12 protein-coding genes and 1 tRNA gene are annotated in these 12433 nt (G+C 63.5%); 11 read left to right on the forward strand and 2 right to left on the reverse strand.

Annotation, left to right across the window (positions count from 1 at the left end):
* The first annotated feature begins 1 nt into the window (after nt 1).
* On the forward strand, nt 2-379 hold the full coding sequence (cpdR, locus tag AX724_RS20445; RefSeq protein ID WP_066770441.1) for a cell cycle two-component system response regulator CpdR: 378 nt from the start codon (nt 2-4) through the stop codon (nt 377-379).
* An 11-nt stretch (nt 380-390) separates the two neighbouring features.
* On the opposite strand, the gene AX724_RS20450 is transcribed toward cpdR, so the two are convergent.
* The gene (locus AX724_RS20450; protein ID WP_066770443.1) at nt 391-1722 is read right to left on the reverse strand and encodes a dicarboxylate/amino acid:cation symporter; all 1332 of its coding nucleotides are present in this window, start codon (nt 1720-1722) and stop codon (nt 391-393) included.
* Nucleotides 1723-1852: 130 nt separating this feature from the next.
* Here AX724_RS20450 and AX724_RS20455 point away from each other — a divergent pair.
* Nucleotides 1853-1927, forward strand: a tRNA-Val gene (locus AX724_RS20455).
* 88 nt (nt 1928-2015) lie between these two features.
* Here the strand turns inward: AX724_RS20455 and AX724_RS20460 are convergent.
* A complete protein-coding gene (locus AX724_RS20460) occupies nt 2016-2936 on the reverse strand; it encodes a class I SAM-dependent methyltransferase (RefSeq protein ID WP_066770445.1) in 921 nt (306 codons plus the stop codon).
* A gap of 62 nt (nt 2937-2998) precedes the next feature.
* Here AX724_RS20460 and AX724_RS20465 point away from each other — a divergent pair, with 62 nt between their 5' ends.
* The 9 genes from AX724_RS20465 to AX724_RS20505 all read left to right on the forward strand — a co-directional run bounded on the left by AX724_RS20465 (nt 2999) and on the right by AX724_RS20505 (nt 12422).
* Nucleotides 2999-3847, forward strand: coding sequence for a transketolase (locus tag AX724_RS20465; protein ID WP_066770448.1), 849 nt, complete (start codon nt 2999-3001; stop codon nt 3845-3847).
* Complete coding sequence (locus AX724_RS20470; protein ID WP_066770450.1) at nt 3840-4703, forward strand: transketolase family protein; 864 nt, start codon at nt 3840-3842, stop codon at nt 4701-4703. The genes AX724_RS20465 and AX724_RS20470 overlap by 8 nt, the downstream gene beginning before the upstream one ends.
* Before the next feature lie 37 nt (nt 4704-4740).
* Nucleotides 4741-5517 carry a glucose-1-phosphate cytidylyltransferase gene (gene rfbF, locus AX724_RS20475; protein WP_066770457.1) on the forward strand — a complete coding sequence of 259 codons (777 nt, stop codon included), beginning with the start codon at nt 4741-4743 and terminating at the stop codon, nt 5515-5517.
* Nucleotides 5499-6593, forward strand: a complete 1095-nt coding sequence (gene rfbG / locus AX724_RS20480) for a CDP-glucose 4,6-dehydratase (RefSeq protein ID WP_066770460.1) — start codon at nt 5499-5501, stop codon at nt 6591-6593. The genes rfbF and rfbG overlap by 19 nt, the downstream gene beginning before the upstream one ends.
* On the forward strand, nt 6590-7504 hold the full coding sequence (locus tag AX724_RS20485; RefSeq protein ID WP_066770462.1) for an NAD-dependent epimerase/dehydratase family protein: 915 nt from the start codon (nt 6590-6592) through the stop codon (nt 7502-7504). Before rfbG ends, AX724_RS20485 begins: the two co-directional genes overlap by 4 nt.
* A complete protein-coding gene (locus AX724_RS20490) occupies nt 7501-7887 on the forward strand; it encodes a GtrA family protein (protein WP_197421655.1) in 387 nt (128 codons plus the stop codon). Before AX724_RS20485 ends, AX724_RS20490 begins: the two co-directional genes overlap by 4 nt.
* Nucleotides 7884-8888 carry a glycosyltransferase family 2 protein gene (locus tag AX724_RS20495; RefSeq protein WP_066770467.1) on the forward strand — a complete coding sequence of 335 codons (1005 nt, stop codon included), beginning with the start codon at nt 7884-7886 and terminating at the stop codon, nt 8886-8888. The genes AX724_RS20490 and AX724_RS20495 overlap by 4 nt, the downstream gene beginning before the upstream one ends.
* A gap of 118 nt (nt 8889-9006) precedes the next feature.
* On the forward strand, nt 9007-10470 hold the full coding sequence (locus AX724_RS20500) for a hypothetical protein (protein ID WP_197421656.1): 1464 nt from the start codon (nt 9007-9009) through the stop codon (nt 10468-10470).
* Nucleotides 10467-12422, forward strand: coding sequence for a hypothetical protein (locus AX724_RS20505; protein WP_066770471.1), 1956 nt, complete (start codon nt 10467-10469; stop codon nt 12420-12422). Before AX724_RS20500 ends, AX724_RS20505 begins: the two co-directional genes overlap by 4 nt.
* Nucleotides 12423-12433: the final 11 nt, after the last annotated feature.

The following is a 12433-nucleotide window of genomic DNA, read 5'->3' on the forward strand; positions in this document are numbered from 1 at the left end:
GATGATCCGCATATTATTGGCAGAAGATGACGAAAGCATGCGCACCTATCTGGCGCGCGCGCTGGAAAAGTCGGGTTATGATGTCGTGTCGGTGGGCACCGGCACCGAAGCGGTGCCGCATATCGAGGCCGACCGGTTCGACCTGTTGCTGACTGACATCGTCATGCCCGAAATGGACGGGATCGAACTGGCCCAGCACGCCGCCCAAATCGCACCCGACATGCGGATCATGTTCATCACGGGCTTTGCGGCGGTGACGCTGAAAGCCGGCAAGGCCGTGCCGCAGGCGAAGGTGCTGTCGAAGCCCTTCCATCTGCGCGACCTGGTGCTGGAAGTCGAACGCATGTTCGGCACGGAAAGCCTGTCGGGGCTTAACTGAAATATCCCGCGTCAGTCGGGCACCACTTCCTCGCTGCCCGGCGCCGGCTCCAGCGGAAGCCCCGCCATGGCAGCGTTGAACCGCTCACGGTCCAACCCCTTTTCCCACGCCGACACGACGATGGTGGCAACCGCATTGCCGATGAAGTTGGTCAGGCTCCGGCATTCGCTCATGAACCGGTCGACCCCCAATATCAGCGTCATCCCGGCAACCGGGACGGAAGGCACGATGGACAGCGTCGCGGCCAGCGTGATGAAGCCCGCCCCCGTGACGCCCGCCGCGCCCTTGGAAGAGATCATTGCGACCAGCAGCAGCAGGATCTGCTCCTCCAGGCTGAGATGGACGTTGCACGCCTGCGCGATGAAAAGGGCCGCGAGCGTCATGTAGATGTTGGTGCCGTCGAGGTTGAAACTATAGCCTGTCGGCACGACCAGTCCGACCACCGACTTGCGGCATCCCGCACGCTCCATCTTCTCGATCAGGCTCGGCAGCGCGGCCTCGGACGAAGATGTGCCGAGCACCAGCAACAGTTCCGCCCGCAGATAGCGAATGAGGTGGAGGATGTTGAACCCGACCAGCCATCCCACCGCGCCGAGGATCACCAGCACGAACAGCAGTGAGGTCAGGTAGAAGGTGGCAACAAGGCCGGCCAGATTGGCGAGCGTGCCCACGCCATATTCGCCAATGGTGAAGGCCATCGCGCCAAAGGCGCCGATCGGGGCGGCCTTCATCAGGAAGCCAACCAGCTTGAAGACGGCATGGCTCGCTGAGTCAAGCACCGTCAATAATGGCGTGGCCTTATCCCCGATCATCGTCAGCGCGATCCCGAACAGGATGGCGACGAACAGAACCTGAAGGATGTTGCCATCCGCCACCGCCGATACCATGGTCGACGGGATGATGCTCATCAGGAAGCCTGTCAGGGTGCGCTCATGCGCCTGATGCGCATAATCGGCCACCTTGCCCGCGTCGAGGGTCGCGGGATCGATATTGAGGCCCGCGCCTGGCTGCACCAGATTGGCGATGATCAGGCCGACGATCAGCGCGAGCGTGGAGAAGGTCAGGAAATAGCCGAACGCCTTCGCCGCCACCCGGCCAATGGCACCCAGTTCCTTCATTCCTGCGATGCCGGTCACGATGGTCAGGAAGATCACCGGCGCGATGATCATCTTCACCAGCTTGATGAAAGCTTCGCCCAATGGCTTGAACTGACGCCCTGCGTCCGGCCAGAAATGGCCGATCAGGACGCCCAGCGCGATGGCGGTCAGAACCTGGACATAGAGCTGGCGATAGAAAGGAAGGCGCGGCGGCGTCTGGATCGGCGAGGATGTCGATGGCAGCATGTCGCGGAAGCGTCCCCCTGTTTGCGTCGCAGCATATGATCGGCCCCCGCCCTGTCCAGAAGAATATGGCCGGCCACCATTTTCCCGCTTGCACCCTGTCCCGCCCCCCGCTATTGGCCCCCTCCACAGTGGGCGTGTAGCTCAGTGGTAGAGCACTGTGTTGACATCGCAGGGGTCGCAAGTTCAATCCTTGCCACGCCCACCATCAAAAAGCCTGCCAACCTTCGGGTTGGCAGGCTTTTTGTTTTATCTTTTAGACCGCTAGCAAGGCTGGGGCATTCACGCCTTCCCCATCAATTCCCCTTGAAGCCCCAGCTCATGAAATTCCCGACGTTGAGCGGCAGATGCCATCGGTCGAACCACGATCCGCGGAGAAGCCGGGTCGCCACGCGCTTAAACGCAGCGGGCATCGGAACCAGCCGCAACCAATAGCTGGGCCGATAGCTGTTGCGGAAGCTGGCACCGCCGACTGCGTCATAGCCGTTGTGCTGAAGCAGTCGTCGAGCGCTTTGCGCCGAAAAAAGCTGCATATGCTCGATATCGACGATCGGCGAACGCCGGCCGAGCAGACGGTTGAGCCATGCCCGGCGGTCATGGGTTACGCCGACGAACACGCCGCCAGGCTTCAACAGCCGCAGCGCGGACGCCACCAAAGCGCCGGGATCCTGAACATGTTCCAGGGTCATGAAGCAGCAGATAAGGTCGAAACTTTCGGCTCGGAAATTCGCTTCTTCGAATATGCCTTCGCGTATCCATGGCCGCCGGTGGGCCGGCGCGGCCGCGATCGCGGCGCTGGAAGGTTCGATCCCCACCAGTTCCGCGAAACCTGCGTCCTTCAGCCTGTCGAGAAACGCAGCCGTCCCGGTTCCGATCTCCAGCGCAGCGCCACGGCCCTTCAGTCGTTGCAACACCGGCGCCAGCGCGCGCGCATAGGCATCTGCGGCATCCTCCGCCTCATCGGCACTGTCATAGTCCGCCGCATGATAGCTGGCGGCAAGGTACTCGACGCTTGGCGGGCGATCGACATAGGCCAGATCACACACGCGGCAGCATACCATTGCGTGACTCATATATTCCGGCACCTTGCGGGAAGCGAAGCTGGACGCGCTCAGCCGGCTCTCGTCCCGCGAATCCGACAGGAAGGGTTCGGCTTGATCGGCACCAGCCCCGCAAAGCGGACAAGGGCGGACCGTCAGGATGGGTGCGTGTTTCATGATCGCGACGCTAGGGGGCTTTGGTTGAATAAATCTTAACCATATCGGCCGATTTTGTGGCCATGAAAGAAACGCCAATCATCGGGGCTGGCCTGCAAGACACACGCGCGTTGGCCACGCGCATCCGGGGCCAGGCCCTGTGCATGGTCACGCAGGCGAAGGCATCCCATATCGGATCTGCGCTATCGATCGCCGACATCGTCGCGGTACTTTACGGCCGCGCCCTGCGGGTCAACCCTGCCGCGCCCCGGCATCCGCAGCGCGACCGCTTCATTCTCTCCAAGGGTCATGCCTGCGTCGCCGTCTATGCGGCACTTGCGGAAACCGGCTTCATCGACCGGCGGTTGCTGCAAACCTACGGTACGGATGGATCGATGCTGATGGCCCATATCAGCCACAAGGTGCCGGGCGCCGAATTCTCGACCGGGGCGTTGGGCCACGGCCTGCCTTTCGGCACCGGCAAGGCGATGGCGGCAAAGCGTCGGGGCGAGGGCTGGCGCACTGTCGTCCTGACCAGCGACGGCGAATGGGGCGAAGGAAGCAACTGGGAAGCCGCGCTGTTCGCTGCGCACCATGGGCTCGATAACCTTGTGTGCATCATCGACTATAACAAGCTGCAAAGCCTCAAGAGCGTGGACGAGACATTGCGACTGGAACCATTGCATTCCAAATTCGAAGCCTTCGGCTGGGCTGTGCGAGAGGTCGATGGGCATGATCATGATGCCCTGATCCAGAAGCTCGAAGGGCCGCCCTGGGAATCAGGCAAGCCGATGATGCTCATCGCCCACACCACCAAGGGCAAGGGCGTCAGCTTCATGGAGAACAAGGTGGAGTGGCACTACCGCAACCCCACGGCCGAACTGCTGGACGTCGCTCTGGCGGAGATCGAGGGACCGGCAGGCAATGCGTAATGCCTTCATCGAAGAACTGACCGCGCTCGCGGAAGCCCGGGACAATATCGCCCTGATTGTCGGTGATCTGGGCTATAGCGTGATCGAGGAGTTTGCCGACCGGTTCCCCGACCGCTTCATAAACGCGGGCGTCGCGGAACAGAATATGACCGGCCTGGCCGCCGGGATGGCGAGCGAGGGCTATCATGTCTTCACCTATTCCATCGCCAATTTCCCGACCTTCCGTTGCGCCGAACAGATTCGAAACGATGTCGATCATCACCGACTGCCGGTGACCATAGTCGCCGTGGGCGGCGGCGTGGCCTACGGCGCGCTTGGCTATTCCCATCATGCGGTGCAGGACTATGCGCTCATGCGGGCGATGCCGAACATGACCATCGCGGCTCCAGGCGATCCGCTGGAAACGCGTGCTTGCCTGCGCTGGCTGGTCGCCAATCCAGGCCCCTCCTATCTGCGGCTCGGCAAGGCCGGAGAGCCGCAATTTCACGACAGCATCCCCGCCGTCATGCCTGGCCGATGGGTGCCGGTGCGTGAAGGCGATGGCGACGCAATCCTGCTGTCCACCGGCGCGGCGCTGGGCGCTGCCATTGCGCGCGCAGAGGGCAGGCCCGTATGGTCACTCCCCCTCTGGAGCATGGCGACCAAGCAGCAGCAGCCCGAACAGCTTGCACGCCACGCACGAATAACGACTTTGGAGGATCATCTGGCCGATGGCGGCTTCGGCTCCTGGCTCACCGAAGCCGTCGCGGGCACGCCCGCCGCCGCCTGTATCGAGCCGATCGCTTTGTCCGCGGAGATTTGCGACCTGGTCGCCGGACAATCCACGCTCAACCGTATCGGGGGCCTCACCCTTTAACGGCTTCTTTACCACGCCTGTTCATAGCATATCCCCTATGAAAGCGATCATCCTTGCAGGGGGCCTCGGCACCCGCCTCGCCGAGGAAACCTCGGTCCGGCCCAAGCCCATGGTGGAGATCGGCGGCAAGCCGATTCTTTGGCATATCATGAAGATATATGCCCAGCATGGCGTGGACGAGTTCATCGTGTGCCTTGGTTACAAGGGCTACATGATCAAGGAATATTTCTTCAACTACGCGCTCCACATGTCCGACGTCACCATCGATCTGCGGCGCGGCACGATGGATGTCCATCGCAATGCCTGCGAAGACTGGAAAGTCTCTCTGATCGACACGGGCGCGGAAACGATGACCGGGGGCCGCCTGCGTCAGGCAATGCAGTATCTGGGCGAGGACGAGGACTTTTGCCTGACTTATGGCGATGGCGTCAGCGATCTCAATGTTCGCGCCGCCATCGATTTTCACCGCAGCCACGGCCGCAAGGCGACGGTAACCGCCGTGCGGCCCGCCAGCCGCTATGGGCAGCTGGACCTCGAAGGCGATCGCGTTGCCGCCTTTGCCGAAAAGCCGGTGGAGGAAGGTGGCTGGATCAACGGCGGCTTCTTCGTCCTTAACCGCTCCATCCGCAATTATCTGGCTAACAGCGACGCATGCATATGGGAACGCGAACCGCTGGAAGCGCTCGCATCCGATGACGAGTTGCGCTCCTTCTTCCATGACGGTTTCTGGCAGCCCATGGACACGCTGCGTGACCGGCAAATGCTCGAAGGCATGTGGGAACGGGACGAGGCTCCATGGAAAACCTGGCACTAAAGCGCCAGGGCGCGCTGGCGCTCACGCCCGATCCCGCTTTCTGGACCGGGCGACGCGTACTGGTTACCGGCCATACCGGCTTCAAGGGCAGCTGGCTGCTCGTGCTCCTCCAGGCTTTAGGCGCGCGAACGACGGGGCTGGCGTTGCCGCCGGACACGACGCCCTCGATGTTCGAGCTCATCGGCGGCGCTGCGCTGTGCGACCATCACCTTGCCGATATCGCCGATGCGGCTGCGGTCGAGGCGATCGTCGCCGCGGCACGGCCGGAAATCGTCCTGCATCTTGCCGCACAGCCGCTGGTCCGCGCTTCCTATGCCGACCCGCTCGGCACCTATCGCACCAATGTCATGGGTACGGCGCATGTGCTGGAGGCCTGCCGCAAGGTGGGATCGGTGCGCACCATCGTCTCGGTCACGACCGACAAATGCTACGCCAATGACGGCCGCGCCCAAGGCTATCGCGAGGATGCGCCGCTTGGCGGCCATGACCCCTATTCCAACAGCAAGGCTTGTGCCGAACTGGTCAGCGCCTGCTGGCGCGACAGTTTCCTCGGTGCGCAGGGTGTAGGTCTCGCTACGGCCCGTGCAGGCAACGTCATCGGCGGCGGCGACTGGTCGCCCGACCGGCTCGTACCCGACGCGATCCGCGCTTTTTCCGCGGGCCGCTCGCTCGAAATCCGCAACCCGCAAGCCGTTCGTCCCTGGCAACATGTGCTGGAACCCCTGACAGGCTATCTGCTGCTTGCCGAAGCGCTCGCCGCCGATCCTGCGCGCTTCGCACGGGGATGGAATTTCGGCCCGGCAGCAGGCGACATGGCGAGTGTATGCGAGGTCATCGATCTGCTCGCGGGCCATTGGGGCATGACGCAGCCATGGACCAGACAGGCTGGTGAGCATCCGCACGAGGCTTCCATGCTGACGCTCGATTCGGCGGCGGCGGCAGAAGCGCTGGGATGGCGCCCGCGCCTGACGCTCAGCCGAGCCCTGCAGGTCACGGCCGACTGGTATCGCGCTGGCGACAAGCGGGCAGCCACGCAGGCTCAAGCCGAGGATTTCCTCGCCATGGCGCCGGCATGAGCCGCATTCTTGTCACTGGCGCGGGCGGATTCGTAGGAGCCGCAGTTGCCGATCTCGCGGCACGGCGGGGGCACCAAGTTACCATGATGGTGCGCAATCCCGCTTCGCCGCGCGTCGTGGCGCTGCGCGGACGCTGCGCCATTGTCGTGGCTGATCTGGCAGATGACGAAGCGGTGCGCACCGCCCTGGCGCAGGCGCGGCCCGACATCGTCATCCATTCAGCCTGGGAAGGAGTCGGCGGTCCTGCCCGAGCGGGCACTATCCAGCTCGACAACATCCGTACGACTGTAGCGCTGCTCGATGCGACGATCGCGACGGGCGCGCGCCGCTTCATCGGCATCGGCAGTCAGGCCGAATATGGGCGACACGATCGTCGCATCGATGAAAGCGCCGCAACCGAACCGTTTCTTCTCTATGGCGCCGCCAAGCTTTCCGCTTACCATCTGACCCGCCAGCGTGCGGGCGAAGCCGGAATCGGCTTTGCCTGGCTCAGGCTCTTTTCCCCCTACGGGCCGGGCGACAATCCAAACTGGCTGATTCCGTCGGTCGCTGCGCAAATTCTTGACGGACGCGCACCGCGCACCAGCGCCGGCACCCAGAAATGGGACTATCTGCACATCACCGACTGCGCGGAAGGGGTATTGGCTGCGGGCTTAACCGACAGCGCCCAAGGCGTGTTCAACCTTTCAAGCGGGCGGGCGGTGTCGGTACGTTCGATCGTCGAGCGTATTCGCGACCTGGCCTGCCCGAACCTGCAGCTCAGATTCGGCGACATTCCCTTCGGCCCGAACCAGATCATGCATCTGGAAGGAGACTGCGGCCGACTTTGCGCCGCGACGGGATGGGCTCCCCGCATCGCCATCGAAGACGGCCTCGCTACGGTGGTCGACGCCCTGAGGCTGGCGGCATGATCATGCGCAATGTCGACATTCGATTCATCGGCTTTCTGATTGCAGGCGGCATCAATACGCTGTTTGGCTACGCCGTATTTGGCGGCCTCATGCTGCTGGGCGTGTCGCCTCATATCGCCCTGATCGGCAGCACGGCTTCGGGCGTACTATTCAATTTCCTGACGACCAGCGCCGTATTCCGTTCGCGTGACCCGCGCAGGCTGCCGCGCTTCCTGCTTGTCTATGCAGGCGTGCTTGGCCTCAACATGGCTCTGCTGGATCTGGGCATGCGCGCGGGGCTGCCCGCCCTTCTGGCGCAGGCGGTCATTTTGCCGATCTTCGCCCTCACCTTCCTTGTCATGCGCCGCTTCGTGTTCGCGGCCTCGCCGGAGCAGACATCATGAAGACTATCTCCATCGTGACGCCCTGCTTCAACGAAGCGGACAATGTCCAGGCCTGTCGCGACGCTGTCGCAGCCTTGTTCGCCCCCGGCGGGCCGCTGGCGAGCTATGGCCGCGAACATATCTTCGCCGACAATGACAGCAGCGACGGAACGCAGGACATTCTTCGTACGCTTGCCGCCGGCGACCCGTCGATGAAGGTGATCCTGAACGCCCGCAATTACGGCCCCTTCCGGTCCAATTTCAATGCGCTTCGGGCCGCCACCGGCGATGCGGTGGTCGTGTTCCTTCCCGCCGATCTCCAGGATCCCGCGGAAATGATCCCCGAATTCGTGAAGCTGTGGGAAAGTGGCGTTGAAGTGGTGGCTGGTGCTCGCGTGAACCGGCAGGAAAGCCTGGCCCTGCGCAGTTGCCGGGCAATCTTCTATCGCACCGTCCGCACACTCAGCGATATCGACATCCCGCTCAACGTCGGCGAGTTCCAGCTGCTGGACCGCAAGGTGTGGGAAGCCGTCGTCAGCCATGACGACCATTATCCCTATATCCGCGGCATCATCGCCTCGGTGGGCTTCCGCCGGGCCATCGTTCCCTACACCTGGGCGGCACGTCGATCGGGCATATCCAAGAACAATCTGCCCCGTCTCATCGATCAGGCGCTCAACGGCATCTTCAGCTTCACCAATGCGCCGATGCGGCTCTGCACCTTTGCGGGCGTCACCATGGCGGCGCTGTGCATGCTGTACGCCATCGCATCCATAGGCCTGTATATCGCGCGGCCCGATCTCGCCCCGCGCGGCATCATGACCCTAATCGTCGCTCTCTTCTTCCTGTCCGGCGTCCAACTCGCTTTCATGGGCATATTGGGCGAATATGTGACATCCATCCACGCTCAGGTCCGCAAGCGGCCGCTGGTGGTAGAGCGCGAGCGGATCAACATGGGCCTTGAGCAACCCGAAAATCCAGTCCACGCGCTTCAGCGCAAGCTGGATGCCGAGGCTGCGTGACGCGGCTAAATCATCCGGATTGTTGATCGTGTCCGCTGCACTTCAAGCCGCGCCGGCCAGGCCGGGCCGCGCTACGCGCCAGCGCATTATCCCGGCTTCGCTATCCTTGCGGACGCTGGTGGCAACACTTGTCGCCTTGTTGGCGCTCGACAACGTGCTGCTGCTTGGGTTGCTCGGCCTGCCACCCCCGCTGGTCGGAACGCTGGCTTTCGCCGTCCCGGCGGCGCTAGCCTTGCTCATCCGGGCGGCAATGCCCGGCAAGATTGAGGTCGGCACATCCACTATTCTCGTCTGCTTCCTGGTCGCCGCCCTGCTGCTGATTTTGGGTGGCGAAGGTCGCCTTTTCTACGCCACGGCCGACTGGCAGATCCGCGACGCCGTGCTGGCCGACATGGGCAATCATCGATGGCCGTTCGACTATTGGCTCGAAGACAGGTCGCAGATGCTGCGTGCGCCGGTCGGCATGTATCTGGTTCCCGCGCTGCTGGGCGGCGCAAGCCAGGCCGGCCGCGACTGGGCGCTGCTGGCACATAATAGCGTGGCGTTCGGGCTGGTTTTCGCCGTCGGCTCGGCTCTTTTTCCGTCGCGCGGGGCGCGGTTGATCGCGCTTGTCGTGTTCGTGATGTTCAGCGGCCTCGACATAGTCGGCAGCATCATCCATCAGTGGGTCGCCGGGTGGGCCGACTGGGATCATATCGAACATTGGGCCGGCGCATATCAATATAGCGCCCACATCACCCAGATGTTCTGGGTGCCCCAGCACTGCCTTGCGGGTTGGACGCTGGCGCTCGCCTATCTGCTCTGGCGCAAGGGCATAGCGCCCATCGGCCTTTTTGGAGCGACGCTCCCGCTCATGGCGATCTGGTCCCCCCTCGCGGTGATGGGTGCCCTGCCCTTCGCCCTATATGCCGGTTTCGTCGCCCTTCGGACCAAGGTCTGGGCCTGGCGCGATGTCCTGCTGTGTACGACAGCAATGCTGCTGGCCATTCCCGCATTCCTGTATCTCTCCGCAGATGCCGCGTCCGTCGGCTCGGGCATCCGCCCTCCCAATGCGGCCTACAGCCTCTTCATTCTGCTGGAAGTCCTGCCTTTCCTGGCCCCCTTGTTGCGGGACCAGGATAATGCGGCCGATCGCGCGACGATCATGATTGCCGGCGCATGCCTTTTCCTCATGCCGCTCTGGGGAATTGGCTCGAGCATAGATTTTCAGATGCGCGCGTCCATCATGCCGCTGGCGCTGGTCGCCATTGCCTTTGCCAGATGGGGAAGTCAGCGGAAAAATTGGCCGGGCAAAGCCTGGTTCGGCGCGGTTGTCGCACTTGGGGCGATAACCGGCACCGCAGAAACGGCGCGCGCGCTGCGCCTTGCTCCTTCGCCCGTACCGCGCTGCTCGCTTGCCGGCGTATGGGACCGTCAGACCGGATTTGTCGTGCCGCACGCCTCCTACTTCGCCAAGCGCAGTGCCTTTCCGATCAGGATTGACCCGGTAGATCGGGTGACGGTCGCGCAGCCAGCTCGCTGCTGGGATCGACCATGGCCCATGGCAAAGGACGCTCACACGGACAGGCGGGATCGCCGATGACATCTTCCCTCACGATCCTCGCCGCCTACGCAATCCTCCTCGCTGCCGTGCTGCTGGCGCCCTATGCGTCGTTCGGTGTCCGGCCGGAGCGCTTTTCGGGACGCCTGCTCTGTGCATTTTTGCTGGGCGGCGCGATCATTCTGACGATCGTCCGGCAGGACCTGCCGGGGCTGGCCGCGTTCCTGCTGTTACCGCTTGCCGGACTGGGAGTGGCCGCTCTGCTGGGCGGCGTGACGGCGGCGCTGCTGTTCGCCACCGTCATCTGGTGGTGGTCCACCTTTCAGATCAGCACTGGTCCGGCCATATTTTTCGCTGCGCTCGCGCTCGCGGCCAGCGCTCTGCCGCGCTGGAAGCGCCTCTCGGCAATCAGCGATCGCGACCCCCGCCTGCTCGCGCCCATGCTGGCATGCCTGTTGATTGGCCTGGGCGCAGGGTTGGTCACCGTCCCCTTCGAGTCTCAAGACCCGCTCTATACCGCCTGGCATCACTGGAGCGCCCTCCTCGCCCCGGTTGAGGCCTGGCGCGGCGGCGGCGTGCCGTATCGCGACTTTCCCATCCAATATGGGCTTGGGCCGACAACGCTTTTGCTGACCACCTGCGGCACCGATTGCTGGCGCGGCCTGTTCTACACGGCTGTCGTCGCCAACGCGCTCTATTTCGCCACTCTGGCAGGCAGCGCGATCATCCTGACCGCGCGTGCGCCTCTTGGCGTCCGCTGGCTGGCGCTGCTGGCTCTGTTCTGCGCCAGCTTCATCTGGACAGGCTTTCCGATCCAATATGCGGGGCCCGTCATAACGCCGGCGGTAGCCGGCCTGCGCTTCCTGACCATCTCCGCCCTGTTGTTTCACATACTGCTTTCAGAACAGCGACAGGTCCGACGCGACTGGATAGGCCATGCGATCTGGCTGGCCGATTTGTTCTGGTCGCCGGAAGCCGCCTTTTTCGCCACCGTGATCTGGTGGCCCTACCTGGCCCTGCGCGACGCGACCGCTGCCCATGATCGGCGCGCAGCCTTCCTCGCCCTGGCGCGCGGCGCCGGGCGCGGCGCCATCGCGCTGGCCGGCGGGGTCGGCGCCCTTATGCTCGTCCTGTGGCTGCTATCGGGTGGCAGCATCACGCTGGCTGACTTTTTCGCCTATATTCAGCATCCGCCGGGAATGCGGCCGATCAAGCCCACCGGTACGATCTGGATCGCGCTGGCTTCGATTGCGCTCGCCATGCTGGTGCTGGCGCGGCACGGTCTGTCGCCCGCAGCGCGTTCCTTCTATGCCTGCCTTTCGGGGTTCGTCGCTGCGGGCATCTATTATCTCAGCCGCAGCCACGACAATAATATCCTGAACCTCTTTCCGCTGCTGATTCCAGTGCTGCTCGCAACGCTGGCGGGTGCCTTCCTCAGGGGTTTCGTCCATACCGCGCTTGCGGCGATGGTCGCGTTCGTGGCCACGTTCAACTACCAGCCATGGCGGGAAGGCCTCGCCAGGGCCGGGTTTGTGACAGGGCCAGATCGGTTGCTGTCCCGCCTCGCGCCGGAACGCGGGGACAGCGCCATTCTATCGCCGGATGCCGTCGGGGCGCTGGACTATCTTCGCGGCCGCAACGCCGGGACGGTCATGCTGTTCGATGAGCGCCGGGTCGTACCCCGTGCGCCCGGCAGCATGCCCTGGACCAGCGTCAACAACGTCGCGAACTTCGAGCCCCTGCCCGGCGCGATGATTCTGGACTATGTCCAGCGAAGCGCGGCAACCTACCGGCGTCCGGGCTGGATCGTCGTCGGACCGGGATTCCAGCCTTGGGCGAACGCCTTTCGAACCGCCTATGACGTTCGGGAGCGGAAAAGCCTGGGCAGGTACGAGGCCTTTTACCTTACACCCCGCAGCACGCCGGCCAATATACCGGAAATCCGCCGCGTCGCGCAGGAACTCGACCGCGCGGCAGAGCATCGCGATCGTTAGGCGGGTGCATG

This window comes from Sphingobium sp. CCH11-B1, assembly GCF_001556865.1.
In the GTDB taxonomy this organism is placed as follows: domain Bacteria; phylum Pseudomonadota; class Alphaproteobacteria; order Sphingomonadales; family Sphingomonadaceae; genus Sphingobium.

Coding starts and splice junctions, on each gene's coding strand:
- cpdR (WP_066770441.1), top strand. CDS start 2: ATGATCCGCATATTATTGGCAGAAGATGACGAAAGCATGCGCACCTAT.
- AX724_RS20450 (WP_066770443.1), bottom strand. CDS start 1,722: ATGCTGCCATCGACATCCTCGCCGATCCAGACGCCGCCGCGCCTTCCT.
- AX724_RS20460 (WP_066770445.1), bottom strand. CDS start 2,936: ATGAAACACGCACCCATCCTGACGGTCCGCCCTTGTCCGCTTTGCGGG.
- AX724_RS20465 (WP_066770448.1), top strand. CDS start 2,999: ATGAAAGAAACGCCAATCATCGGGGCTGGCCTGCAAGACACACGCGCG.
- AX724_RS20470 (WP_066770450.1), top strand. CDS start 3,840: ATGCGTAATGCCTTCATCGAAGAACTGACCGCGCTCGCGGAAGCCCGG.
- rfbF (WP_066770457.1), top strand. CDS start 4,741: ATGAAAGCGATCATCCTTGCAGGGGGCCTCGGCACCCGCCTCGCCGAG.
- rfbG (WP_066770460.1), top strand. CDS start 5,499: ATGGAAAACCTGGCACTAAAGCGCCAGGGCGCGCTGGCGCTCACGCCC.
- AX724_RS20485 (WP_066770462.1), top strand. CDS start 6,590: ATGAGCCGCATTCTTGTCACTGGCGCGGGCGGATTCGTAGGAGCCGCA.
- AX724_RS20490 (WP_197421655.1), top strand. CDS start 7,501: ATGATCATGCGCAATGTCGACATTCGATTCATCGGCTTTCTGATTGCA.
- AX724_RS20495 (WP_066770467.1), top strand. CDS start 7,884: ATGAAGACTATCTCCATCGTGACGCCCTGCTTCAACGAAGCGGACAAT.
- AX724_RS20505 (WP_066770471.1), top strand. CDS start 10,467: ATGACATCTTCCCTCACGATCCTCGCCGCCTACGCAATCCTCCTCGCT.